Source organism: Erythrobacter sp. (assembly GCF_011765465.1).
In the GTDB taxonomy this organism is placed as follows: domain Bacteria; phylum Pseudomonadota; class Alphaproteobacteria; order Sphingomonadales; family Sphingomonadaceae; genus Erythrobacter.
Genome location: NZ_CP050265.1, coordinates 188,865 through 214,843 on the forward strand (window position 1 = coordinate 188,865; position 25,979 = coordinate 214,843).

20 protein-coding genes and 1 pseudogene are annotated in these 25,979 nt (G+C 66.3%); 4 read left to right on the forward strand and 17 right to left on the reverse strand.

Features of this window, described 5'->3' with window-relative positions:
* Window positions 1-39: 39 nt before the first annotated feature.
* From G9473_RS00840 to G9473_RS00855, 4 genes are read right to left on the reverse strand one after another with little or no spacing between them, the layout of a single operon-like run.
* Window positions 40-918, reverse strand: coding sequence for a metallophosphoesterase (locus G9473_RS00840; RefSeq protein ID WP_291135056.1), 879 nt, complete (start codon window positions 916-918; stop codon window positions 40-42).
* Window positions 919-920: 2 nt separating this feature from the next.
* Window positions 921-2,699 (reverse strand): cytochrome c3 family protein, encoded by a 1,779-nt coding sequence (locus G9473_RS00845; RefSeq protein ID WP_291135058.1) that lies wholly within the window; start codon window positions 2,697-2,699, stop codon window positions 921-923.
* Between the two features lie 10 nt (window positions 2,700-2,709).
* On the reverse strand, window positions 2,710-3,585 hold the full coding sequence (locus G9473_RS00850; RefSeq protein ID WP_291135059.1) for a hypothetical protein: 876 nt from the start codon (window positions 3,583-3,585) through the stop codon (window positions 2,710-2,712).
* Window positions 3,585-6,029, reverse strand: a complete 2,445-nt coding sequence (locus G9473_RS00855; protein WP_291135061.1) for a cyclic nucleotide-binding domain-containing protein — start codon at window positions 6,027-6,029, stop codon at window positions 3,585-3,587. The genes G9473_RS00850 and G9473_RS00855 overlap by 1 nt, the downstream gene beginning before the upstream one ends.
* 321 nt (window positions 6,030-6,350) lie before the next feature.
* On the opposite strand from G9473_RS00855, the gene G9473_RS00860 reads away from it, so the two are divergent.
* The gene (locus G9473_RS00860) at window positions 6,351-7,232 is read left to right on the forward strand and encodes a tetratricopeptide repeat protein (protein WP_291135063.1); all 882 of its coding nucleotides are present in this window, start codon (window positions 6,351-6,353) and stop codon (window positions 7,230-7,232) included.
* A gap of 22 nt (window positions 7,233-7,254) precedes the next feature.
* Here the strand turns inward: G9473_RS00860 and G9473_RS00865 are convergent, their stop codons facing one another.
* Window positions 7,255-7,395 (reverse strand): hypothetical protein, encoded by a 141-nt coding sequence (locus G9473_RS00865; protein WP_291135065.1) that lies wholly within the window; start codon window positions 7,393-7,395, stop codon window positions 7,255-7,257.
* A 125-nt stretch (window positions 7,396-7,520) separates the two neighbouring features.
* The gene (gene gdhA, locus G9473_RS00870) at window positions 7,521-8,876 is read right to left on the reverse strand and encodes an NADP-specific glutamate dehydrogenase (protein WP_291135067.1); all 1,356 of its coding nucleotides are present in this window, start codon (window positions 8,874-8,876) and stop codon (window positions 7,521-7,523) included.
* Window positions 8,877-9,274: 398 nt separating this feature from the next.
* Between gdhA and G9473_RS00875 the strand changes: the two genes are divergently transcribed.
* The 3 genes from G9473_RS00875 (at window position 9,275) to G9473_RS00885 (ending at window position 16,099) form a co-directional block, all read left to right on the forward strand.
* Window positions 9,275-11,017, forward strand: a complete 1,743-nt coding sequence (locus G9473_RS00875; protein WP_291135068.1) for a BCCT family transporter — start codon at window positions 9,275-9,277, stop codon at window positions 11,015-11,017.
* A gap of 352 nt (window positions 11,018-11,369) precedes the next feature.
* Window positions 11,370-14,018, forward strand: coding sequence for a TonB-dependent receptor (locus G9473_RS00880; RefSeq protein WP_291135070.1), 2,649 nt, complete (start codon window positions 11,370-11,372; stop codon window positions 14,016-14,018).
* A gap of 80 nt (window positions 14,019-14,098) precedes the next feature.
* Complete coding sequence (locus G9473_RS00885) at window positions 14,099-16,099, forward strand: tetratricopeptide repeat-containing sulfotransferase family protein (RefSeq protein WP_291135072.1); 2,001 nt, start codon at window positions 14,099-14,101, stop codon at window positions 16,097-16,099.
* On the opposite strand, the gene G9473_RS00890 is transcribed toward G9473_RS00885, so the two are convergent.
* The 11 genes and pseudogenes from G9473_RS00890 to ccoN form a co-directional block, all read right to left on the reverse strand.
* Window positions 16,096-16,434, reverse strand: a complete 339-nt coding sequence (locus tag G9473_RS00890; RefSeq protein WP_291135074.1) for a tRNA-binding protein — start codon at window positions 16,432-16,434, stop codon at window positions 16,096-16,098. The genes G9473_RS00885 and G9473_RS00890 overlap by 4 nt on opposite strands.
* A gap of 45 nt (window positions 16,435-16,479) precedes the next feature.
* Entirely contained in the window at window positions 16,480-17,790 is a 1,311-nt protein-coding gene (hemN, locus tag G9473_RS00895; protein ID WP_291135076.1) for an oxygen-independent coproporphyrinogen III oxidase, read from the reverse strand.
* Window positions 17,791-17,835: 45 nt separating this feature from the next.
* Complete coding sequence (locus G9473_RS00900; protein ID WP_291135078.1) at window positions 17,836-18,057, reverse strand: hypothetical protein; 222 nt, start codon at window positions 18,055-18,057, stop codon at window positions 17,836-17,838.
* Entirely contained in the window at window positions 18,054-18,221 is a 168-nt protein-coding gene (gene ccoS / locus G9473_RS00905) for a cbb3-type cytochrome oxidase assembly protein CcoS (protein WP_291135080.1), read from the reverse strand. Before ccoS ends, G9473_RS00900 begins: the two co-directional genes overlap by 4 nt.
* On the reverse strand, window positions 18,218-20,278 hold the full coding sequence (locus G9473_RS00910; protein WP_291138153.1) for a heavy metal translocating P-type ATPase: 2,061 nt from the start codon (window positions 20,276-20,278) through the stop codon (window positions 18,218-18,220). Before G9473_RS00910 ends, ccoS begins: the two co-directional genes overlap by 4 nt.
* A 72-nt stretch (window positions 20,279-20,350) precedes the next feature.
* A complete protein-coding gene (locus tag G9473_RS00915; RefSeq protein ID WP_291135082.1) occupies window positions 20,351-20,812 on the reverse strand; it encodes a FixH family protein in 462 nt (153 codons plus the stop codon).
* A complete protein-coding gene (gene ccoG / locus G9473_RS00920; protein ID WP_291135083.1) occupies window positions 20,812-22,371 on the reverse strand; it encodes a cytochrome c oxidase accessory protein CcoG in 1,560 nt (519 codons plus the stop codon). Before ccoG ends, G9473_RS00915 begins: the two co-directional genes overlap by 1 nt.
* The gene (ccoP, locus tag G9473_RS00925) at window positions 22,358-23,326 is read right to left on the reverse strand and encodes a cytochrome-c oxidase, cbb3-type subunit III (protein WP_291135085.1); all 969 of its coding nucleotides are present in this window, start codon (window positions 23,324-23,326) and stop codon (window positions 22,358-22,360) included. Before ccoP ends, ccoG begins: the two co-directional genes overlap by 14 nt.
* Window positions 23,319-23,480, reverse strand: a complete 162-nt coding sequence (locus G9473_RS00930; RefSeq protein ID WP_291135087.1) for a cbb3-type cytochrome c oxidase subunit 3 — start codon at window positions 23,478-23,480, stop codon at window positions 23,319-23,321. Before G9473_RS00930 ends, ccoP begins: the two co-directional genes overlap by 8 nt.
* A pseudogene (gene ccoO, locus G9473_RS00935) lies at window positions 23,477-24,243 on the reverse strand (cytochrome-c oxidase, cbb3-type subunit II). Before ccoO ends, G9473_RS00930 begins: the two are co-directional and overlap by 4 nt.
* A gap of 22 nt (window positions 24,244-24,265) precedes the next feature.
* Entirely contained in the window at window positions 24,266-25,930 is a 1,665-nt protein-coding gene (gene ccoN / locus G9473_RS00940) for a cytochrome-c oxidase, cbb3-type subunit I (protein ID WP_291135089.1), read from the reverse strand.
* Between the last annotated feature and the right edge of the window lie 49 nt (window positions 25,931-25,979).

Sequence of the window (25,979 nt, forward strand, 5' to 3'; positions counted from 1 at the left end):
TCGGCCTTGCGGCCTCGCGGGGCGGCTGCGTCGGCGCGCCTATTTGCGCTCGGCGGCGAGGCCCTGCATCATCGGGACCAGCTTGTCCTCGTAGCGCGCCAGTGTCGGCCAGTCGCCGACGGGCTGGAAATGCGTCACCAGCGCGCCTTCGTGCCAGCGGTGGAGGCTGAAGAAGGGCGGTTCGGCGGTGACGATCGCGCGCGCGTCGGCGTGGTCGAAATCGAGCGGGCTGAGGTCGAGCGCCACCGCCGGGGCGACCGCAGGCGTCACAGAGAGCGGAACATCGCCCACCATGGCGTGCAGCGGGCGGTGAAGGTGGCCGCACTTGATGCCGACGACCTGCCGGTGCGGTGCGAGGGTTTCATGGAAACGGCGGAACCACTCCTCCTCCGGGCGCGGGTCCATCCAGTCGATCCCGGCGACCACCGGCGGATGGTGGATGAAGACGAGCGTCGGCGTGTCCGGATGCGCCTCCAGCTCGGCGGTCATCCACGCCGCGCGCTTGTCGCAGAAGGCTCCGCCGTGGCGCCCCGCCTCGAGGCTGTCGAGGCAGACGACGCGCAGGCCCCGGCATTCGGCGGCGAACTGGACGAAGCCGTTGTCGTCGGCATAGTCGGGAAAGGCGCGCAGCAATTCGGTGCGGTCGTCGTGGTTGCCCGCCATCGGGTAGACCGGGAAGGGGCAGCGTTCGACCGCCGCCTTGAGGCGGGCGTAGCAATCGGGATCGCCGTTATCGGCGAGGTCGCCCGACATCACCAGCATATCGGGCGGGCTCGGCAGGGCGAGGATCGCATCGAGCACGGCGAGGCAGCGCAGGTAGTTGAATTCGGCCTCGCCCGCATCGGGATCGTAGCCGATATGCGTATCGGTCACCTGGGCGATGATGACGCCCCTGCCTTGCGTGTCCCCCCTCGCCATGTTCACTTCCTTATCCCGCCGAGCCTTGCCGCCAGGTTATCGCGCGGCATTTCGGGCGTTTCGGGGTGGTCCTCCGGCTTCCACGGCATGGTCGGCGTGTGATAGCCATGACACATTGCGCAGGACGACGGCACGATCTCCTTCGTCTTCACCGCGCTCGCCCCCTTGTGGCAGTCCTGGCAGCTTTCGAGGTCGGGGATGAGCAGATCGGTTGCCGCTTCGGACGTCGCCGCCTCGTGGCAGTCGGTGCATTTCTCGTCCTCGTGCGCCTTGTGGCTGAAGAAGCCGTGCATGAGGAAGCGGTCGGGCAGGTTGACCGGCACGAGGTCTGCACGGCCGTCGGTCGTGGTGCGGATATGGCACTCGGCGCAGATGCCGCCCTTGCCGAGCGCGTTGTTGACACTGATCAGCGAGCGCACGGGTCGCCCGAAATCGGCGTAATAGGCGCCCCCGCGCGCGAAGGGTCCGGGTCGCTGCCGCCCGCCGCCGAGCTCGGGGCGGGGCGAGCGCGCAAGGGTCGCCATGTCCTCGCGGAAGTCGTCGAGGTCGCCGTGGCGCAAGCTGCGAAAGCCGCTCGCCGTGCGCGCGAAGACGAGGCTGTGGCAGCTCTCGCAGGAATCCTCCATCTCGACCTCCTTGAAGCCTACGCCTTCCGGGCCTTCCTCGTGGCAGTCGGCGCATTCGAGCGGCGCGCCGTATTCGGGCAGGCTCAAGGCCATGCGCGCCGCGCCGCCCTGCTTGTCCATGTGGACATCGTGCGGGAACTTGAGCCCGCTGCGCTCGACCGGGGAACGCGCGAGCGAGACGCGCGCCGGCTCCTCGGCGCCGAGCTGCGTGTAGAAGGTCGGGCGGAACTGCGGGTGCTGCTTGCCGAAATCATGCGCGTTGGCGAAGCTCACGTCGGTCAGCCGCGTGTCGAGGTCGGAATGGCAGTCGGCACAGAACTGCTCGCTCGCCGCCTCCAGCTTGACCGGGCCTTCGTGTTCGGAATGGCAGGAGACGCAGCCCAGCGGCCCCTCCTTGCCGAGCGTCATGGCGATGTCCCACTGGATCGCATCGCCCTGCGACAGCGGCGGCATCCCGGCGGCAAGGCGCGGCATTTTCGCGTGGTCGCCCAGCTCTTCGTGGCAGGTGAGGCAGGTTTCGTCCTGCACGCTGACGAAGGGCGTGACGTGACACGCCTCGCAATTGTCCTCGAGATCGTGGTGCGCGAGCGACAATTCGCCCGACGACCACGCCGCATCGAACATGACCTGCCCGGGCGCGTCGCTTTCGGGATCGTTTTCGACCGGCGTGCGGGTGAGGTGGGTGACCACCGGGATCGACAGCAGCAGCAGCAGGATCGCGCCCGCGAAGGTCCAGCTCATTGCGCGCTTGCTGGGAAGCGCGCTCGCCAGCTGGAACCCAGCAAGCGCGTCGCCCTTGCCTTCTGTGCTCTCGGCCTGGCGGATGGTGATGCTGGTTGCCCCGTCGGCCTCGCGCGCGATCGCGAGCAGGGCCGAGCCGAGCTCGATTTCCGCCCCCTCGCGCGGGTCGACCGTCTCGGAATGGGCGGTCCGCCCGTTGAGCCCGAAGCCCAGGGTCCCCACCGCCTCGACCTTGAGCGCGTCGGGGCCGAGCCGGGTGATCGTGACGTGTTCCTGCTCGACCGCGAGATCGGGCAGGTGGATTGCGTTTTCGGTCGACCGGCCGACGCCGATGCGATCTTCGGCCACCGTGCGCTCGCGCACGATCTCGCGCCCGGCGGCGGTGAAATCGATGGTGCGGATCAGGAAGGCCATCGCGTCCGCCTCACCAGTAGTAGAACACGCTCACGACGTGCGCGAGCAGGGCGGCGAGAAGCGCGATCGTCGCCGGGATGTGGATGAAGAGCCAGATTTCGAGAGCCGCGCGGATGCGCAGGTGGCGGCGGATCTGGGCGAGCTGTTCGGCGCGGCGGGCGAGCAGGGCATTGACCTTCTCTAGCGCTGCCCCAGCGTCGCCGCTTGCTCCTTCGGGCATCTGCCGGATCGCCCGCGCCGTGGCGCAGCGCGGATAGGAGCCGGTCAGCCGCCCCCACGCCCCGCCGTGGAACACGTCCTGTTCGAGCGCGGCGATGACGAGGTCGGATTCGGCGCGGCCGAGCGGCTGTGCGGCGGCTTCCAGCTGGCGGTCGATCGCGGTCAGGCTGTCGAGCATCTGCGCCCGCGTCATCTCGCCGCGATTGGACGACAGGCTTTTCGGCAGAGTCGCATAGGCATAGACGCCGTAGATGCCCGTGACGATCACCAGCAGCATCAGCGCATAGGCGAGCGTGTGGACGTTCCAGCCGACCTGGAAGCCGGTGTGGAGCGTCCCGATCACGATCAGCGAGATACCCAGCCAGACATGGGCGCTGGTCCACGCCTTGAGGCTCCAGTTGCCGGTCGTGATGTAGCGCTTGCGAACCCCCAGCAGCGACAGCCAGACGATGAGGGCAAGGCCGATGGTCCCGAGCGTGTAGCCGTACCACGTACCCCCGTTGGGGCGCGGTTCCTGGTCGATCAGGGCATAGCCGAGCCCGGCGACCACGCTCAGCAGCAGCGCGACCTTGAGCCAGCGCCAGTTCCGGTGCTTCAGGAAGCTGACATGGTCGGCATCGCGCCGCTTCTCGTCGAGGCTGTAGCGATTGGTGGCCTTGGTCGCCATCACTCCACGTCCTCGGTCAGCTTGGTGTAGGTCAGGAACTTGTCGGGCGCGACGCGGATCGCCGCGCCGGTCGGGCAGGCACGCACGCAGGCCGGGCCGCCTTCGATGCCGGAGCACATATCGCACTTGATCGCCTGCTTCGGGGTTTCGGGATCGCCGTGCTTCTTGCGCCAGGCATAGCTCGCCTCGCCCGGGCCCGGCCCGCTGCCGAACAGTAGCCATTGCAGGAAGGAGGGCTTTTTCGGCGGCTTGGGATCCATGCGGATCACGTCATAGGGGCAATTGCGCTGGCAATTGCCGCAGCCGATGCAGGTCTCGTCGATGAACACCTCGCCGTCCGGCCCGCGATGGATCGCGTTGGGCGGGCAGTCGGCCATGCAGTGTGGGTGCTCGCAGTGGCGGCACGATGTCGGCACGTGGAGATGGGCGTAGGTCCGCCCCGCCTCGCGGTCGAGCCGCGAAAGCCCCTCGTGCGCATCGGCGCAGGCTTTCTCGCAATTGTCGCAGCCGATGCACAGCGTCTCGTCGATCAGCAGCACGTCGGTCGCCTCGCCCAGCCCCTGGTCGACGAGGAACTGCGCGGTTTCCGAATACATATCGACCGCGCCTTCGAAATCGTCCTTGCGGCTTTCGATGAAGGCGTTGATCTCGCGCCGCTTGGCCATTTCCTTCAAGGCGGTGTCGCGCAGGTTCGGGTGTTCGTCGAGCAGTTTGACGAAGCCTTCGCCCGGCAGGCGGATGACCTCGGCCTTGATCGCGGCCTTGACCGTCGCGGTGCGTTTCGACCCGTCGATCGCGGCCATTTCCCCGACATAGCTGCCCGCCGGGAGATAGGAGAGAAAGACCTGCCGCCCGCCGATTTCCTTTTCGACGATCATCGACCCGCGCCGGATGATGAAGACGTCCTTGTCGTCCGCGCCTTCCTCGATGATGACCTGCCCGGCGCGCGCTTCGATCACCTCGGCGCTTTCGACCAGCGGTGCGACGTCCTGTTTCGTGAGGCCCGATCCGAACATCTGGAGCAGCTGGCGCTCGATCGAGATGCGCGTGACCGCGCGCGCCGCGTCGGGCGAGGTTGCGATGAGTTTGAGCGCCGCCGTGCGCGACAGCTCGAGCGCGACCACTGGCTCGGCCGCGCGGATCGTCGCGCCGCGGCGGCGACCGGAAATCAGGCCGACCTCGCCGAATATCTCGCCCTCGCCGATGGGGACCGTGACCGAAGGATCGTTCGGATTGACCTCCACCGCGACGGACCCTTGCGCGATGGCGAACATGGACGAGCCCGGCTCGTTGCGGCGGAAGATCACCTCGCCCGGCTCGTAATAGTGGCAGGTCGAATCGAGCATCAGCTCGCGCAATTGCAGCGGCGAGAGGCCGGCGAGGATTTCGACATTCTTCCCGTAGATCTCGAGCCAGTGGTCGACGTCGTGATCGCCGGGAAGCGCGGCGAATTTCTCTGCAAGGATCGGCTCGTCGGCGGGCTTGAGATCAGTGTTCCCGTTCAGGAACTCGATCACGTCGTAGCCCTGGTTCATGCAGTGCTTGATCAGCGGGTATCCCGCGAGCGCGCCGATCACGTGGATGCCGGGCTTGGTCGTTTCGAACACGGGCGAGAGTTTCGGGAAGGCGCCGCGGTCCTCGCCGGTGAACTCGATCCCCATCGCCTCGACGAAGCCGCGCGGGGGCTGCGATCCGGTGCGCGCGATGATGCGGTCGCAGCGGATCGTCTCCTGCCCGTCGCGGGTGTTGAGTACGAGCTCGCCGTCCTTGACCTCGGCGGGCTCGGTCTCGCGCCGGACGATGATCCGCCCGTCGCGCTCGGCCTCTTCGAGCAGGGCGACATTGTCCTTCTTCGCGCGGGCGAAGCTGTCGCGGCGGTTGAGGATGGTGACGACATTGCGCTGTGCATCGTCGGCGGCGAGGCCCAGCGCGTTCTCGATCCCCGCATCGCCCGAACCGACGACGGTGATGTGCTCGTCGTAGTACTCGCCCGGATCGTCGAGCTGGTACTGGATCATCGGCGAATCCGCGCCGGGGCAGCGCAGCTTGTTCGGGTTGCCCTGTGTCCCGATGGCGAGCACGATCGCCTCGGCGCGCACCGTCTCGCCGCTTTTCAGCTTGAGCGCGAAATCGCCCTTCTCGCCCGTCACCTCGAGCACTTCGGCGTTAAGCTTGACGTTGACGCCTTGCCCGGCGGCCTGTTCGTCCCAGATGCCGAGAATCGTCTCGCGCTTGCCGGCGGCGAAATCGAAATCGCTGCGCAGCACAAGATTGGCGGGCGTCGCCATCACGTGCTTGCCCTTCTGGTACTTGTAGATCGTGTCGGAGAGGTGATCGGTCTTTTCGAGCAGCACGTGGCTCATGCCGAGCGCAGCCGCGCGCGCCGCCGCGCTCAATCCCGCGGGGCCCGATCCGACAATGGCGACTTTATACAAATCCGACAATCTATCCCCCCCTTACGGATAGATTTTTTCCCGCCCCACCATAGGGAAACTGGCCCCAGATGCCAGAGAGAATTGCCCGGTTTCGCACACGCTGCTAGCGCTTACAGGATGGAGAGAAATGAGCCTGATCCACCCAAGGATCAAAATCAAATAACTTTGACTGCAATCCTCAGTTGGTCAGGCGGTCCAGCGCGTCTCTGGCAGCGCACGCTCGGGGCCGCGCTGCGCTTTCTTGGTCGGTTGAAGAACTCGCGCTCTGATCACAAGGATGTCGATTCTTCGGATGGAGCGAGCAATCGGGCGGGCTGGTTGCTGCTGGGCGTGGCGGCGCTGCTGGCGGCGGGCTCGATCGGCTACAACGTGATGGACGCGAGCGAGAGCGCACCCGAAATCGCCGCGGGCGACGGCCAGGCGCCGACGCTCGATGAACTGCGCGCCGCGGCCGAGGCCAATCCCGACGATCCCGGCGCGTGGGAGACGCTCGCCTTCGCGCTTTTCTCGCGCGAGGATTACGCCGGGGCGGCCGAAGCCTACACCCGCGCGACCGAGCTCGACCCGGATGCGGCGGTGCTGTTCTCCGCGCTGGGCGAGACGCTGCTCTATGCCGCCGATGCGAGCGCGGTGGATGCCGACCCCATGCCCGAAGAGGCGCTCGCCGCCTTCCGCCGCGCGGTCGAACTCGATCCGACCGATCCGCGCGCGCGCTATTTCCTCGCCGTGAAGAAGGACCTCGACGGCGATCCCGAAGGCGCGATCGCAGACTGGCTCGCGCTGCTTTCCGACACTCCGCCCGGCGCGCCGTGGGAGAGCAATGTGGTTCGCACGATCCAGCAGGTCGGGCGGATCAACGAGATCGACACCGAACAGCGCATCGCCGCCGCGATGGACGGACGGATGCCGGCGATGCCGGGCGGTCCGCCGCCGCGCGTCGCGACGCGCGGGCCGAGCCAGGCCGACATCGCCGCCGCGCAGGACATGAGCGCGGAAGACCGCAGCGCGATGATCGCCGGCATGGTCGACCAGCTCGAAGCGCGGCTGGAAAGCGAACCCGGCGATCTCGACGGCTGGGTGATGCTGATGCGCAGCCGCGCCAACCTCGGCGAGATGGACAGGGCGAAGGCCGCGCTCGAGCGCGCGATTGCCGCGAACCCGGCGGAAGAAGCGGAACTGCGGCGACAGGCCGGGATGCTGGGGATTCGCTAGGGCGCTCCGGCGCGCGCGGCCGCTAGGCCTTGCGCCGCGATGTCGCGACCAGCAGCAGGCCCGCCGCGAACGAGCCGCCGCCTGCCGCGACGTTCGACTGGAAGAGGAAATAGCCCCCCAGCAGCATCAGCGCGACGCCCGCGAACACAAGCGCTTGTTTCATGCCCTATCTCCCCGGCGCGCCCCGGACCCGCCCGTAAGGGCGGGCCCCCTCGGCCCGTTCAGCCCTCGGACCACTGCGAAGGCGAGCCGCGTCGCTCAGACGACGCCAAACGCGAGCCGCGTCGCTCAGACGACGCCAAACGCCAGCATCGCGTCGGCGACCTTCTTGAAGCCCGCGATATTCGCTCCCTTCACGTAGTCGACATAGCCGCCGCCTTCGTTGCCGTATTCGACGCACTTGTCGTGGATACCGTCCATCAGCTCGGTCAGCATATCGCCGAGCCGCTCCTGGTTCCACGCGATGCGCTCGGCGTTCTGGCTCATCTCGAGACCCGAGACCGCGACCCCGCCGGCATTGGCCGCCTTGCCGGGGCCGTACATGATCTTGGCATCGTGGAACACCTTCACCCCTTCCAATGTGGTCGGCATATTCGCGCCTTCCGACACCGCGATGCAGCCGTTCTCGACCAGCGCCTTGGCTTCTTCCTCGTTGAGCTCGTTCTGGGTCGCGCAGGGCAGGGCGAGGTCGGCCTTGACCTGCCAGGGCCGCGCGCCCTCGTGGAAGCTCGCGTTCGGGAAGTGGTCGGCATATTCGGAAATCCGACCGCGGGTGTGGGTCTTGTGATGCTTGACCCAGTCGATCTTCTCCTGGTCGATCCCGTCGGGATCGTAGATGAAGCCGCCCGAATCCGACAGGGTGAGCACCTTGCCGCCCAGCTGCACGATCTTTTCCGCCGCGTGGGTCGCGACATTGCCCGAGCCGGAGATGACCGCGGTCTTGCCTTCGACGTCCTGGCCTGCGTGCTTGAGCATATTGCGCAGGAAATAGACCGCACCGTAGCCGGTCGCCTCGGGCCGCATCTGCGAGCCGCCGTATTCCAATGCCTTGCCGGTCAGCACGCCTTCCCAGCGGTTGGTGATGCGCTTGTACTGGCCGAACATATAGCCGATCTCGCGCCCACCGACGCCGATGTCGCCCGCCGGCACGTCGGTTTCGGGGCCGATATGGCGGTAAAGCTCGGTCATGAAGCTCTGGCAGAAGCGCATCACCTCGCTGTCGGACTTGCCCTTGGGATTGAAATTCGCGCCGCCCTTGCCGCCGCCCATCGGAAGGCCGGTGAGCGAGTTCTTGAAGGTCTGCTCGAACGCGAGGAACTTCAGCACGCTCTCGTTCACGCTCGGGTGGAAGCGGATGCCGCCCTTGTAGGGGCCGATCGCGTTGTTGTTCTGCACCCGCCAGCCGCGCTGGACGCGAATGTTGTGGTTGTCGTCCTCCCAGCACACGCGGAAGGAGACGACGCGGTCGGGCTCGGCGATGCGGCGCAGGATCTGCGCTTCGTGATATTCGACCTTGTCCTCGATGAATTCGAAAATGTCCTGCGCGACCTCCTGCACCGCCTGGATGAATTCGGTCTGCCCGGGATTGCGCTTCTTCACCCCGGCCATGAACTGCTCGAGGTCGACGTGATCGGATACGGCCATTGATTTCCCCCCTTCGTATGCGCGCGCGCCCACCCGGCGCCGCACGCTCCCGCGCCCTGTATCTCGCGCCGGGGCGCTGCTGGCAAGCGGGTGTGTGCAGATTGGCGCATGGTTACAAGCGGACGCCATGGGAAGGGGGCGCGAGGCGGGCCGCCGGGAACCGTGCGCGGGGCGGCGGGGTTGCAAATGTTAGTGGTCGCTCTAGGAAGGCGGCACACAGACTTCCGCGCGCAGGGGTTGCGGGATCGGGCCATTCCGCCCTTTTCCCCCGCATCGCCGCCCTTCCTTAAAGGGCGCACACCCCCGCCTCACACGAGCAGCGGACCGGGCCATGGCAGCCATGCCGGCAGCGTTTGATTGCGTCGCCCCTGCCACGGACCGTCCGGGACGGGAACGCGATGAGCAGCCATGCCGGCGAAGCGACGCCGCAGATGAAAGAGGCAGCGATCGAGGAGGCCGACTGGCCGATCGATCCGCCGCTGGTCGAGCTCGAAATCGACACCCACGACCGCGGCTTCTACGAAGGCTTCAGCCGCGAAGTGACGATTCCGGGCAAGGTGATCGTCTCGCTGCTCATCATGTGGGCGATCTTCTTTCCGGTCAGCGCGAACAAGACGCTGACGGCGGCCAATTCGACCATCATCGCGACCTTCGGCGGATGGTATGTCTATCTCGTCGCTTTCCTGATCGTCACCAGCCTCGTGCTCGCGCTGCTCCCCAAGGTGGGGTCGCTGCGCATCGGCCCTCCCGACGAGGCGCCCGAATTCAGCCGTTTCTCGTGGTTCTCCATGCTGTTCGGGGCGGGCATCGGGATCGGGATGCTGACCTATTCGACCGGCGAGCCGCTTGCCCACTTCGTCAACAATCCGGACATCATTCGCGGCAGCGTCGAGGCGCAGAGTGCCGAGGCGGTGCGCCCGGCCTATATGTACACCTTTCTCCACTGGGGGCTGGGAGCGTGGTGCACCTATGCTCTCGTCGGCCTTGCGATCGGCTATGTGGCGCATCGCCGCGGCCTGCCGCTGACGATCCGTTCAGCGCTCGCCCCGCTGTTCGGGCGGGTGATGGAAGGACCCTTCGGCCATGTGGTCGACATCGTCGCGGTGGTCGCGACGATCCTCGGCGTGGCGGTGACGATGGGGCTCGGGGTCGAACAATTCGTCGCCGGGCTCGCGCGGCTGGGGCTGGGCGGCTGGCTGCTGGCAGAGGACGGGTCGGCATCGGCCACCGCCATCGTGGTCTCGCTGGTGGCGCTGGTGGGCGCATCGACCATCAGCGCGCTGTCGGGCGTCGGGCGCGGGATCAAGTGGCTTTCCAATCTCAACATGGGTCTTTCGTTCGGCCTGCTCGCGCTGTTCGCGGCGCTGGGCGCGGGGCTTTACGGGCTCCAGCTGCTCGGCATCGGGCTGTGGGACTACGTTCGCACCCTGCCGCAGCAATCGCTCACCCTGCTCGGCGGCGACGGAAGCGCGACGGGCGCGGCGCTGCGCCAGTGGCAGCTCGACTGGACGGTGTTCTACTGGGCGTGGTGGATCGCGTTCGCGCCCTTCGTGGGAATGTTCATCGCGCGCATCTCGCGCGGGCGCACGATCCGCGAATACATCCTCGGCGTGACGATCGTGCCGTCGGTCATGTGCTTTGTCTGGATGACGCTGGTCGGCGGGACCGCGATCGAGCTCGAATTGTCGGGAGTGGCCGACGGGGCAATCGTCGGCGCTGCCATGTCGGACCAGCTCTACGCGACGCTTGGCGTGCTGCTTGAACCGGGGCTGGCGATGGTGGTTTCGGGGCTCGTCGTGCTGCTCCTGATGACCTATCTCGTTACCTCGGCCGACAGCGCGATCCTGATCGTCAATACGATCAACGGGGCGGGCGACGACGAGGGCAGCCGCCGCTACCACATCCTGTTCTGGGGCGCTGCGATCGCCTTCGTGGTCGGGTCCATGCTGATCCTGGGCGGAATCGACGCGATCCGCATCACCATGATCATCGGCGCGCTGCCGTTTTCCTTCGTGGTCGCGGTGATGTGCGTCGCGATTCTCAAGGCGGTGGCCTACGACCTGATCCGCAAGAAGCACGGCGTGCCGACCACGGCGCAGGGCTGCGAGGAATGGGCGGAGAAGGCGGCGCCCGCCGAATGACTAGGCGCTCTTGGCGCGACCTTCCTAAAGACAAGAAAAATATTCTTCGCCCCTGCCGAAAACGCATGGGGTGTATATAAAATTCTTTTTGCCAATACTTATTAACTTGCGGACGGTTAATAATAAGACGCTAAAGCGGACTCAATAAATCTTGTGATTTTGTCGATGTTGTGATTTTGCAACATCAATCAGCGTGTTTATGACATTTGTTGGAAACCCTGTGGCATCTCTGCGTTTGGCTTGATACCGGAACGGCCAAACGCGCTGTGCTTGATTGCCATGCGCAGTTTACTCGGCGGCGCTGTTGCATTCCTGCATCCCGCGCCTTCCTCAACTCGCAAAGGGGTTACACATGATGAAGTTCATCAGCGGCGCGTCAGTCAGCGCGCTTGCTATCGCCGTCGCCGCGCCTGCCGTGGCGCAGGACGCTCCCGCCCAGCAGCCGGCCCAGCGCCAGGGCGGGGTCAAGACCATCGTCGTCACCGCCCAGAAGAAGACCGAAGACCTGCAGGACGTGCCGATCTCGGTCTCGGCCATCGGGCAGGAAGAGCTGGAAGAGCTCAACATCGACACCTTCGACGACTATCTCGAACAGCTTCCCAGCGTCACCGCGGGCGGCACCGGGCCGGGTCAGAACCAGATCTACATTCGCGGTCTCGCCTCGACCACGCCGAACCTGACGACCGCGGGTGTCGCGGGCCTTGCGCCCAACGTCGCCTTCTACCTTGACGAACAGCCGCTCGCCCAGCCGGGCCGCAACCTCGACGTCTACGCCGCTGACATCCAGCGTATCGAGGTTCTCTCGGGGCCGCAGGGCACGCTGTTCGGCGCTAGCTCGCAGGCGGGCGTCGTCCGGCTCATCACCAACAAGCCCGACCTTTCGGGCTTCGATGCGTCCTTCTCGGCCAGCACGTCCTTCACCAAGGGCGGCGAGGAAAGCTATTCCGCCGAAGTCATGCTGAACGTGCCGGTGACCGACACCTTCGGCCTACGCGGCGTGGTCTATCTCGACGACCAGGGCGGCTACATCGACAACGTGCCGGGCACGATCGACCTGTCCGAAAGCGCGCGCTTCCGGCCCGAAGGCACGGTCCGCGCGAACGGCGTGCCGGTCAACGCCAACCGCGCCGGCTTCCAGTCGACCTCGGACCTGTCGGACGTGACCTTCCTCGAGGCGGACAATTCCGGCCTCGTCGAGCAGGATTTCAACGACACGCAGTATTCCGGCTTCCGCGTCACCGCGCTGTGGGAAGTCACGCCCGACTGGACCGTGACCGTCGCCCACACCCGCCAGAGCCTCGAGACCGACGGCGTGTTCTTCGCCGATCCCGAACTCGGCGGGCTCGATGACCTCGAAATCCAGCGCTACGAGGACGATCGGCTGGAGGACGATTTCTCCAACACCAGCTGGACCGTCGAAGGGCGCATCGCGATGCTCGATGTCGTCTACACCGGTGCCTACACCGATCGTAAGACCGACCAGCGGATCGACTACACCGACTATCTCTTCGTCGGCCAGTACCTGCCCTATTACATCTGCGATGGTTCGGTCAGCTATCCGGGTGCGGCCGATCCTTCGGGCACTTGCCAGGAGCCGAACCTCTACGTCACCTCGGACAGCGAACTCGAAGTGTTCACGCAGGAGCTGCGCTTCTCGACGCCGGAAGACTGGCCCGTTCGCGTGACGGCGGGCGGGTTCTATTCGGACCTCGAACTGCGCGAGCGCAACGACTTCAACTATCCGGGCAATGTCGATGCGGCCCCGTTCGGCGGCTTCGCCCCGAATTTCCCCTTCCCGGGGTCGTTCTTCTCCGATCCGGGTCCGTTCCCGCGCGACACGATCTTCAGGAATGACATCCGCCGCACCGACGAGCAGTTCGGCCTGTTCGGCGAAGCCTCGTTCGACGTCGTGCCCGACCTTCTCACCGTGACGCTCGGCGCGCGCTACTACGACGTCGAGGTCGACCTCGAAGGCGGCGCGAACGCGAGCTTCTGCAACACCAGCGGGGTCGATGAGGACGCCTTCGGGACGAACATCGGCGACCTTTACGACGGCGACGGAGAATTCTTCTTCAACCTGTCGTGCTCGGAAGCCCTGCGGCAGAACTTCACGCTCGACGACACGCTCGCCGACATCCAGGCCGCCGGCCTCTCGCCGGCCCAGGCGCAGCGCGTGTTCAACTCGGTCCGCGCGCCCGACGTGGCGGCGACCAGCGGGACCATCCTGAAAGGCACGGTCACGCTGACCCCGACGCCCGACACGCTGTTCTATGCGACCTATTCGGAAGGCTTCCGTCCGGGCCTGCTCAACCGTCCGGGCGGCGCGCCGGGGCCGAACAACTTCACCGTGCCGTTCGAGCTCGAAACCGACGAGGTGAAGAACTACGAACTGGGCTGGAAGCTCGACCTCATCGACGGCCAGCTGCGCTTCAACGGCAGCGCCTTCTATGTCGACATTTCCAACCTTCAGACGACGATCTTCGATCCCTCGATCACCAACCTGTTCTTCTCGGCGAACGCCGCGGATGCGGAGATCTACGGGATCGAGGCCGACTTCACCTTCGCGCCCTATGCGGTGCCGGGGCTGACGGTCGCGGGCGCGTTCTCGATCCTCGATACCGAGATCACCGACGTGCTGATCCCGACCGACGACGTGGTCGCTGGTCGCGAGCTGGCCTTCGCGCCGGGCTTCCAGGGCAACCTGCGCGTGCGGTACGAGTTCGACCTCACCAACACGCTCGGCGCCTATGTCATGCCGCAGGTGACGCACTCCTCGTCGAAGTTCACCGACATCATCGAGATCAACCGCCTGCGGCTCGACAGCTACACGGTGGCGGACCTCGCCTTCGGTGTCGAAAAGGACCAGTGGAACGTCGAGATCTTCGGCGAGAACCTGTTCGATGAACGCGCCCAGATCTCGGGCAATTTCGTCAACGACCGCGCGCGGATCGTGACCAATCGTCCGCTGACGATCGGCATCCGGGTCGGCTACGACTACTGATCGGGCGAAACGCCTGAACAATCCGGCGGGGGTGGACAGGTGTTCACTCCCGCCGTTTTGCGTGTAGGGCATGGGATGCGATGACTGCCGAGACGACCACGCGTGAGGAACAGCTGAAGGCGGCGCAGGGCGCGATGCAGGCCGGGCGCTTTGCCGAGGGGCTGGCGCTGGCGCGCACGCTGCTGGACGAAGAGCCGGGCGATGCCGAAGCGCTTTACCTCGCGGCGGTCGCCGCGCGCTATCTCAAGGATTACGAGGCGGCCGAAAGCTGGCTCGCCCGGCTTCATGCGGCGAGCCCCGAATACGGGCGCGCGTGGCAGGAGGCGGGGCATCTTGCGCTGGCGCGGGGGCGCGAGGCCGACGCGCTCGCCGCCTTCGCGCGGGCGACGCGGTTCAACCCTGCACTGGAGGCGAGCTGGCGCGAACAGGCGCGCCTGCTGGCGGCGCGCGGGCGCAAGGGCGAAGCGCAGGTTGCCGCCGCGCAGGCCCAGCGCCTTGCGAAGCTGCCGCGCGAACTGGTCGCGGTGACCAACCACCTTGCCGAAGGCCGGCTGATGCGCGCGGAGGAAATCTGCCGCCATTACCTGCGCACCCACCCGACGCGCGACGCCGCGCATATCGAGGGGATGCGCCTGCTGGCGAAGATCGGGATCGAATTCGGCGTGTTGGAGGAGGCGGAATTCCTCCTCGAAAGCGCGGTCGCCTTCGCGCCCGAGGACGTGCAACTGCGGCTCGATTATATCGACGCGCTGCGGCGGCGGCAGAACTTCGCCAAGGCGCGCGAAGAGGCGGAAAAGCTCTATTCCCGCGATCCGGCGAGCCCCGTGTTCCAGTCGCGCCTCGCGATCGAGAGCATGGCGGTGGGCGATTACGAGCGCGGGCTGGAGCTGTTCGACGCGGTTCTGGAGAAGCTGCCGCGCGACCCGGCGAACCTCACCAGCAAGGGCCATGCGCTCAAGACCACCGGCGCGACGGACGAGGCGATCGCGAGCTATCGCGCTGCAATTGTTGCCAAAGGCGACCACGGTGATGCGTGGTATGCGCTGGCGAATCTCAAGACCTATCGCTTCACCGATGGCGAGGTCGAGGCGATGAAGGAACAGGCCGCGCGCGCCGACCTTGCCTTCATGGACCGGGTCCACATCGCCTTCGCGCTCGGCAAGGCGCACGAGGACCGCAAAGAATATGCGGAAAGTTTCGCGGCTTACGAGGAAGGCAATGCGCTCAAACGCGCGCAGACGCGCTACAGCGCCGAGGCGATGAGCGAGGAGCTTGCCCGTCAGCGCGAGATGGTCACGCGCGAACTATTGGAGAGCAAGGCGGGCATGGGTCACGACGCGCCCGACCCGATCTTCATCCTCGGCCTGCCGAGGGCGGGGTCGACCCTGCTCGAGCAGATCCTCGCCAGCCATAGCCAGATTGACGGAACGTTGGAACTTCCCAACATCCTCGCGCTTGCCCACAGGCTTCGCGGAAGGCGCGTCGGCGAAAACCGCTACCCGCGTGTATTGCGCGAACTAAGCGCGGAGCAGTTGGAGAAGCTGGGGCGCGACTTCATCGCGAACACCCGCATCCACCGCCAGGGGGCGCCGTTCTTCATCGACAAGATGCCGAACAATTTCCGCCATATCGGCCTCATCCACCTGATCCTGCCCAATGCGAAGATCATCGACGCGCGGCGCGATCCGATGGACTGCTGCTTTTCCGGCTTCAAGCAGCTTTTCGCGGAAGGCCAGGAGTTCACCTACGGCCTCACCGAAATCGGGCGCTACTACGCCGACTATGTCGAGCTGATGGACCATTGGGACGCGGCCCTGCCGGGCAAGGTGCTCAGGGTGCGGCACGAGGATGTGCTCGACGATCTGGAGGGGCAGACACGGCGGATGCTCGACTATCTCGGGCTGCCTTTCGAGGAGGCGTGCCTCGACTTCCACCGGACGGAGCGCGCCGTGCGGACCGCTTCGAGCGAGCAGGTCCGCCAGCCGATCAACCGCAAGGGGCAGGGCGCGTGGAAGCCGTTCGAGCCGTGGCTGGGCGAGCTGAAAGAGGCGCTGGGCGACCTTGCGCCCCAGAAGACCTAGGCGAGCCGCGCGCCGTCCGGCACATCGCCCTGCGGCGCGGCGAGAACGATCGCACCGTCCGCATCGGGAAAGCCCAGCACCAGCACTTCGGACATGAACGGGCCGATCTGGCGCGGGGGGAAATTCACCACCGCCATGACCTTGCGCCCGACCAGAGTTTCGGGCGTGTAGTGGTCGGTGATCTGGGCGCTGCTTTTCTTTCGCCCGATCTCCGGGCCGAAATCGACCACCAGCTTGATCGCGGGCTTCCTCGCCTCGGGAAAGGGCGATGCTTCCACCACGCTCCCGGCGCGGATGTCCACGGCGAGGAAATCTTCGATTCCGATCGTCTGCATGGCAGCGACCCTAGCCGCCATGGCCCGACGCGCAAGCCCGCCCGATCAGATCGCGGAGCTGAACTTGTGCTGCGCGGCCTCGCGCCATGCGTCGAACAGGGAGGCGATCACGCGGGCGTAGGGGATGCCCTCCTGCGTGATCGCCAGCTCGAGCCCGTCGAGGCGCGCAAGGCCCCGCTCGGTGAAGGGGGCGAGGCGCCGCTGCGCCTGCGCGAACAGGCAGGGCGAGAGTTCCACCCGGCCGCGGCACAGCAATTCCTCGATCAGCCGCGCGCGCATCCGGTCTTCCGGGCTGCGGGCAACGCCGACGCTCGCCGACAGCTTTCCTTGCGAGGAAAACATCCGGTAGCGCCCGTTGTTCTTCTCGTTCTGGGCGATAAGGCCGGGAAAGCCGCTGATCGCGCTCGATCCGAAGCCGATCAGGACTTCGTTCGGGTCGCAGGTGAAGCCCTGGAAATTGCGCCGCAGCGTGCCCTCGCGGACCGCCTGTGCCATCGGGTCCGAGGGCAGGGCGAAATGGTCGAAACCGACCGCCTGATAGCCGTGGCCCGTGAGGAAGGCATAGCCCTGCTCGGCCATGGCGAAGCGGGCCTCGGCGCCCGGAAGGTCGCTTGCGTCGATCATCGTCTGGCGCGGGACCATGTGCGGGACATGGGCATAGCCGAACACCGCCACCCGGTCCGCGCCCATGCGGCGGGTCTTTTCGAGGCTGTCGCCAAGGTCGCCGCGGGTCTGGCCGGGCAGGCCGTACATGAGGTCGAAATTCATGGAGGTGACGCCGCCCGAACGCAGCCAGTCGACACTGCGGGCAATGAGGGCATCGTCCTGCTCGCGCCCGATCGCCTTCTGCAGGCGCGGGGCGAAGGTCTGCACCCCCATGCTCGCCCGCGTCACGCCGACCTCGCCCAGAGTGTGCCCCCATTCCTTGGTCATGGTGCGCGGGTCGAGCTCGATCGACCAGTCGGGATCGTCGAGCGGGAGGTGGCGGTGGAGCGCGGCGACGAGTTCGAGAAATTCGCGCGGCTCTATCGCATTGGGGCTGCCCCCGCCGAAAGCGATCCGCGTCACCCGCGTGCCTGCCGGAAGCAACCGGGCGACTACCGCGATCTCCTCATGCAGCGCGGCAAGGTAGCTTTCCACCCGGCTGCGCCGTCCGGAAGCGCCGGTGTTGCAGCCGCAGTAATAGCAGATCTTCTCGCAGAACGGGATGTGGAGGTAGAGCGAGATGTCGCCGCTCGCCCCCTCGATCGCGCGCTCGAGGCTGCCTTGGGGGAGGGGGCCGAAATCGGCGGCGGTCGGATAGCTCGTATAGCGCGGGACGGGCTTGGCGAGCAGGTCTGGATGATAAGGCCACATGACAGCCTTTAGAGCGGGCCGGGGCGCGGGGGTCTTTGCGCGAGATCAATTGTCTGCGCGCTGCCCCTTCTGGCGGTCCTTTTCACGGCAGGTCGCGGCATGGCAGCCCTTGGGATCGCACTCGCGCTGCGGCCGTTCGCCGTCGCCCAGCGGAATGGTGATCGTCCCACCGCCGCACAGCGCGACAGACAGGGTTTCGGCTTCCTGCGGGGCGGGGCCGGTAGCCAGCGGGACCAGCGCGGCGAAGGCCAAAGCCGCGCCGTTCATTCCCCGTCCTCGCGCCAGTCGTCCTTTTCGTCGTCGATCAGGATGCGGTTCGCCGCCCCGTCGAGATCGTCGTACTGCCCGTTCCTCATGCTCCAAAGGAAGGCGGCAAGGCCAAGCAGTCCCATGCCGAGCGCGATCGGGATAAGGAAGGAAAGCCCGGTCATGCCGCGTTACCCGCCGACCGGGCGAGTCGCAGCGAATTGGCGACCACGACGAGCGAGGACAGCGACATGGCGATGGCCGCGATGAGCGGGGTGACGTAGCCGAACAGGGCAAGCGGGATCGCCAGCAGGTTGTAGCCGATCGCAAAGACGAAGTTCTGCCGCACGATCCGCATGGTCGCGCGCGCGACCCAGATGGCGAGCGCGACGGGCATGAGCCTTTCGCCGATGAACACCGCGTCGGCCGCCTGCTGGCTCGCGTCCGAGGCCGTGCCCGGCGCGATCGAGGCATGGGCGGCGGCGAGTGCGGGGCCGTCATTGAGACCGTCGCCCACCATCAGCGGGCGGCGGCCTGCCTCGCGCAGGGCTTCCAGCGCGGCGAGCTTGTCCTGTGGGCTCGCGGCGGCGCGCGCCTCGAGGCCGAGTTCGCGCGCGACCTTCGTGACCGCCTCTTCGCGGTCGCCCGACAGGATGGTCGCGCCAAGTCCGGCCTTGCCTAGCGCGGCGAGGGTGTCGGCGGTGTCGGGGCGCAGCGGGTCGGCGAAAGTGAGCGTGACCGTGCGCTCGCCAACGCGCAGGCGGGTCGCGAGCAGCGCGGCCGCGTCCTCGGCCCGTTCGAGTGCGACGGGCACGCCGCCCCATTCGCCTGCAAGGCCGATCCCGCTTTCCTCGCGCAGATTGTCGACCGGCGCTGGCTCGACCCCTTCGGCCCGCAGCGCATCGGCAAGCCCGCGGCTCAGGGGATGGCGGCTCGCCTGCGCGAGGCCGAGCGCGACCGCGCGGTCCTCGGCGGACAAGCCGGAAATGTCCGGGCGGGGCTCGCCCAGCGTCAGCGTTCCGGTCTTGTCGAACAGCGCGATGTCGCATTCGGCGAGGCGTTCCAGCGCGCTCCCGTCCTTGACCAGCAACCCGCGCTTGAGCAGCGCGCCGGAGGCCACGACCTGCGCCGCCGGGACAGCGAGGCCCATCGCGCAGGGGCAGGTGATGATGAGCACCGCGATGGCGATGACGGCGGACTGGTACCAGCCTGCGCCCGCGATCATCCAGCCGACGAAGGCGAGCGCGGCGAGCGTGTGGACGACGGGGGCATAGGCGCGGCTCGCGCGGTCTGCGATGCGGACATAGGAACTGCGCGACTGGCCCGCCTCGTCCATAAGCCGGGCGATTTCGGCGATCGCGGTGTCCTCGGCCACGCGTGTCAGGCGCACGCGGATCGGCGCGCCGAGGTTGATCGCGCCGGCATGGACTATGCTGCCCTTGCCTACCGGCTCGGGCGTGCTTTCGCCGGTGAGCATGGCGTTGTCGATGCTGGAGGAGCCTTCCTCGACCTCGCCATCGGCGGCGAGCGCTTCGCCGGCGGCGACGAGCACCAGCATCCCGGGCTCGAGGTCCTGCGCGTCCACTCTCCGGGTCGCCCCGTCGGGGCCGATCACGCTGGCAGCCTTGCCCATCCGCCCCAGCAGCGCGCCGATCCCGGCGCGGGTGCGGGTGCGCATTTCCGCATCGAGCGCGCGGCCCGCGAGCAGGAAGAAGAGCAGCATGACCGCGCTTTCGAAGAAGGCGTGCTCGCCCCCGGTCACCGTCTCGTAGATGCTCAATGCGGTCGCGAGGATCACGCCGATCGAAATCGGCACGTCCATGTTGGTGCGGCGGTAGCGCAGCGCCATGAGCGCGCTGGAGAAGAACGGGCGGCCCGAATAGGCGATGACGGGCAGGGCGATGAGCGCGGAGAGCCAGTGGAACAGCTCGCGCGTCGCGCCTTCGGCGCCCGACCAGACGCTGACCGACAGCAGCATCACGTTCATCATGCCGAAGCCCGCGACGCCCAGCGCGCGCATCAGCTGCTTCTTTTCCGCCGCTTCCTGCCCCATCGGGTTGTCGGCAACCGGCTGCGCCTCGAACCCGAGTTCGCGCAGCGCCTCGACGATGCGCTCCTCCCCGAGGCCGGGCAGGTGGTGGACCGCGACCCGCTTGGACGAGAAATTGACCCGGGCGGCTTCGACGCCTTCGACTTTCGGCAGTTCGCGCTCGATCTTGGCGATGCAGCCGGCGCAGCGCATTCCGGGCACGGTAAAGCGCGCCGCGACCACCTTCGCCGCATTGTCTCTTTCAAGGGCTGCCGGAGCGTTCACCTAGAGCTCGCTTTCGCCGACCCAGACGTCGTCTCCGGCGGTGATGGTGAGGCGCATTGTCCAGCGGCCCGCATCGACCGGCGCGGTGGAGCGGTGGAGCCCGTCGGGCAGCGGATTGAAAACCAGCGTTTCGAATTGCTTCGTGCCGATCGGACGGCGAAGTTCCGCTTCGAGCCGCGCGCCTGCAGGGACATTGGCGGTTTCGACCAGAACGTGCCCGTCTTCGCCTCGGCCCGGCCTGACTTCCCAGCCCAGCGCGCGCGCCTTTTCGGCCTCGGCCAGCCAGGTGTTGAACTTCTGGCTGGCAACATAGGAATTCTCTACCACGACGCCGTGGAAGCCGCCGACGGCGCGGCTCGCCATGTAGAAATTGACTGCGGCGACGATGGCGAAGCCGCCCACCAGCACAAGCGCCATGTGGCGGCCTGTGAATTCGCCCTTGCGGCGGGTTCCTGAGCTCATCATTCGCCTCCTGGCCCGGTGAAGGTGGTTTCCTCCAGATCGCTTTCGCCCTGTTCGTCGAGCGAGGTAAGCGCGAAGGCGAATTCGCCCGGAGCGGTCCCTGCAGGCACGGTGACATAGGCGCGCACGATCTTGGTTTCATTGGCGGGCACGCTCACGACCTGGCTGGGCGCTGCGTCCTCGGCGTTGATCGCGTCGGTCCACATGACCGCGCCTGCCGGAAGGCCGGTGAGCGCCACTTCCATGTCGCGCGGGCGCGCTTCCATATTGCGTAGGCGCAGCGTGTAGGAATTGCGCACCGAGCCGTCCTTCATCAGCATGAAGGGCGGGTTGCGGTCGGGCGAGACGGTGAGGTCGGTGTGGCTGCGCGTGCCGAGCGCGAAAAGCATCGCGAGGCCAATTGCCGCCCAGACGCCGAAATAGATGAAGATGCGCGGGCGGATCAGCGCCTTCCACGCGGGCTGGGCAGGTTCGCCTGCGGCCTCTTTCTCGCATTGTTCGAGCGTGGCGTAGTCGATCAGCCCGCGCGGGCGGCCGACTTCGGCCATGACCTTGTCGCAGGCATCGATGCACAGCGCGCAGGTGATGCAGCCGATCTGCTGGCCTTCGCGGATGTCGATGCCGGTCGGGCACACCGCGACGCACATATTGCAATCGATGCAGTCGCCATATTCGTCCGGGTTCTTGGCCGCCTTCTTGACGCTGCCGCGCTTTTCCCCGCGCCAGTCCTTGTAGGTGACGATGAGCGATTTCTCGTCGAGCATCGCGGTCTGGATGCGCGGCCAGGGGCACATATAGATACACACCTGTTCGCGCATGAACCCGCCGAGCCAGAAGGTCGTGAAGGCAAGAATGCCGACGGTCGCATAGGCGACGAGCGCGGCCTCGCCGGTGAAGAAGTCCACGAACAGCGTCGGCGCGTCGGCGAAATAGAGAATCCACGCGCCGCCTGTCGCCATGCTGATGAGGAGATAGACGCTCCATTTCGACAGCCGCCGGGCAATCTTGCCCGCGGTCCACGGCGCTTTGTCGAGCCGCATACGCGCATTGCGGTCCCCGTCGAAGAAGCGGTCGACGTGCTGAAAAACGTCGGTCCACACGGTCTGCGGGCAGGCATAGCCGCACCATGCCCGGCCGACCGCGCTGGTGACGAGGAACAGGCCGATCCCGGCCATGATGAGCATTCCGGCGACGAAATAGAATTCGTGCGGCCAGATCTCGATATCGAACATATAGAAGCGGCGATTGGCGAGATCGATCAGCACCGCCTGGTCGGGGGCATAGGGTCCGCGATCCCAGCGGATCCACGGCGTGCCCCAGTAGATCGCCAGCGTGACGAGCATGACGAACCACTTGAACCGGCGGAAAGGCCCGTCAATCCGCTTGTTGTGGACCGCCTTGCGCTTTTCGTAGAGCGCGCTGGTTCCGGGTGGGGGCTGGCTCGGCGCGTGGCGCTGGGTGGCGGCCGAAGGCTTGGCCTCGGAGGGGCCCAGGGCACCGCCCCAGTCACGCCCTTCGGGCTTTGCCTTCGGCCTGTCGAGCTCTTCAGAGTTGGGCATTATTCCCTGCCTTGTTCGCCCCCCCGCCTGCGTCCGCGACCTCGTCGGAGGTCTCCATGCTTTCCTCGATCACCTCTTCGGTGGCCTCGGTCGTCTGCCCGCCGCCGCGCGAGTGGACATAGGCGGCCAGCATCTTGATCGTCACCGGATCGAGCCGGTTCGACCATCCCGGCATCACGCCGTGCCGCGGGGCGAGGATCTGGCGGCGGACATCGTCCCTCTCCCCGCCATAGAGCCAGATCGCGTCATTCAGCGCCGGAGCGCCCTGCTGCGGGTCGCCGCCGCCGTTCGGGCCGTGGCAGACCGAGCAGTTCTGCTCGAATATCTGCGCGCCCTGGGCGTTGCCGTCGGCCTTGCCCGAAAGCGAGAGGACATGGCTCGTCACCGCATCGACCTGCGCGCTGTCGAGAATGCCTTCGAAAGCTGGCATATAGGCAAGGCGCGTCTGGTTTGAACCCTCCCAGCGGATGCCGTGGTTCAGGGTGTATTCGATTTCCTCGAGCGTGCCGCCCCAGATCCAGTCATCGTCGTTGAGGTTGGGATAGCCGTATTCCTCGTAGCCCGCCGCGCCCGCGCCGTGGCACTGGACGCAGTTGACCTTGAACGCGGCCGCGCCCCCGGCGATCGCCTGGCTCATCAGTTCGGGCGAGGCGGCAAGCTTGTCGAGATCGGTCGCCGCGATCCGCTCGAACGTGTCGCGCCGGGCAAGCTCGGCCGCGCTCATTTCCTTCGCGAGCTGGCCGCGGCTCGACCAAGCGAGCACGCCTTCGGTCGCCTGGCTGACCATCGGCCAGGCCGGATAGAGCACGACATAGACCGCCGCCCACGCGACCGTCGCATAGAAGGTCCACAGCCACCAGCGCGGCAGGGGCGTGTTGAGCTCCTCGATGCCGTCCCATTCGTGGCCGACGGTTTCGGTGCCGGTCGGTTCGTCGATGCGCTTTTGTTCAGACATCACTGTCGTCCTTGAAAATCGAATGCTTGGCCGCGTCCACATGGCGGCCGGCGCCGGGGCGGAAATGCCACAGGCACAAGATGAGATAGAGCGCGACAATCACCACCAGCCCGTAGCTGTCGGCGAAGTGGCGCAGGGTTTCGTAGAAGCTCACCGGCCCTTCTCCTGCGCCAATTCCTCCTGTGCGGCGACGCTGTCGACATCGACCAGCGTGCCGAGCATCTGGAGATAGGCGACGAGCGCGTCCATCTCGGTCACGACATTCGGATTGCCGTCGAAATCGCGCACCTGCGTCTTGGGATAGCGTTCTTCGAGATCGCCCGCGTCGAGATCGGGATCGGCCTGCGCGAAGAGGTCGGTTTCCGCCATCTCGATGTCGATGTCCGAATAGGGCACGCCCACCCGCCTGAGCGCGGTAAGGGTTGCCGAGGCGTCCGGCACTTCGAGCGGGGTTTCAGCGAGGAAGGAATAGGGCGGCATGATGCTTTCCGGCACCACCGAGCGCGGGTCGATCAGGTGCTGGACGTGCCAGGCATCCGAATAGCGCCCGCCCACACGCGCAAGGTCCGGCCCCGTGCGCTTCGAGCCCCACTGGAAGGGGTGATCGTACATCGATTCAGCGGCAAGGCTGTAATGGCCATAGCGTTCGACCTCGTCCCGGAAGGGGCGGATCATCTGGCTGTGGCAGACATAGCAGCCTTCGCGGATGTAGATGTCGCGGCCCGCCTGCTCGAGCGGGGTGTAGGGGCGCATCCCTTCCACTTCCTCGATCGTGTTGTCGATCCAGAACAGCGGGGCGATCTCGACCACCCCCCGATCGCCACCGTCACGAAAGTCGCGGCGGCGAGCAGGGTGATGTTCTTCTCGAGCTTCTTGTGGCCCTCGAAGGGTTCTTTCTTCGGTGTGTCGTTGCTCATCGTATCAGTCCCGGTGAGAGCGTTATTCGGCGGGTTCTGCCTGGGGGCCGGCGATCGGGCGGTCGGCCTCCTCGTCGTGCGGGGTGTCGCCCATCGGCGCTTCCTCGCGCTGGTGGCCCGCGATGGTCATCCAGATGTTGTAGGCCATGATGATCGCCCCGGAGAGGTAGAGAAGGCCGCCGAAAGCGCGCATCCAGTACATCGGGTTCAAGGCCGCGACGGTGTCGATGAAGCTGTTCACCAGGTAGCCGTCAGAGCCGTATTCGCGCCACATCAGGCCCTGCGTGATCCCGGCGACCCACATCGAGGAGGCGTAGAACACGATCCCCAGCGTCGCGAGCCAGAAGTGCCAGTTGATCATGCGAAGGCTGTAGAGCCGCTCCTTCTGCCACAGCCGCGGCACGAGGAAGTAGACGCAGGCGAAGGTGATCATCCCGTTCCAGCCCAGAGCGCCGGAATGGACGTGGCCGATGGTCCAGTCGGTGTAGTGCGACAGCGAGTTCACCGCCTTGATCGACAGCATGGGCCCCTCGAAGGTGCTCATCCCGTAGAAGGCGAGCGCCAGGACCATCATGCGGATGATCGGATCGGTGCGGACCTTGTCCCAGGCGCCGTTCAAGGTCATCAGCCCGTTGATCATCCCGCCCCAGGACGGCATCCACAGCATGATCGAGAACACCATGCCCAGCGTCTGCGCCCAGTCGGGCAGCGCGGTGTAGTGGAGGTGGTGCGGACCCGCCCAGATGTAGAGGAAGATCAGCGACCAGAAGTGGATGATCGACAGCCGATAGGAATAGACCGGCCTGTTCGCCTGCTTGGGTACGAAGTAATACATCATCGCGAGGAAGCCGGCGGTCAGGAAGAAGCCAACCGCATTGTGGCCGTACCACCACTGGGTCAGCGCATCCTGCACGCCTGCGAAGGCGGAATAGCTGCGCGTGCCCAAGAGGCTCACCGGCATGGCGAGGTTGTTGACCACGTGCAGCATCGCGATCGTCACGATGAAGGCGAGGTAGAACCAGTTGGCGACGTAGATGTGCGGCTCGTGCCGGCGCAGCAGCGTGCCGACGAAGACCGCGAGATAGGCGACCCACACGATCGTCAGCCACAGGTCGACGTACCATTCGGGCTCGGCATATTCGCGGCTCTGGGTAATGCCAAGAAGGTAGCCGGTCGCAGCCAGCACGATGAACAGCTGGTAGCCCCAGAAGACGAAACGGGCGAGGCCGGGGAAGGCGAGCGTGGTGCGGCAGGTGCGCTGGACGACGTAGAAGCTGGTGGCGATCAGCGCATTGCCGCCGAAAGCGAAGATCACCGCGCTGGTGTGCAGCGGGCGCAGCCGGCCGAAATTGAACCACGGCTCGAAATTGATCCAGGGATAGGCGAGCTGGACCGCGATCACCACGCCCGCCAGCAGGCCGGCAAGGCCCCAGAATATCGTCGCGATCACGCCCCAGCGCACGATGTCGTCATCGTAGCGTGACGGTCCGGGCGGCATCTTGAAGATGCTCTGCGCCTTCGCCATCGGATCGTAGCTGTTGAGCGTGACCACGATCAGGATCAGCGCGACGGCCGCGATGATCCCCATGTGGACGGCGAATCCGGCATCCTGCGCGCCCGCGATGGCGGCGATGGATGCGAGGAGGACAAGGGCCCAGATTCCGAGCCGGCTGAGTACTGCTTCCATGATTATACGATCCCTTCCGTCAGCGCGGCGTTACGCGCCCCCGTGTCTT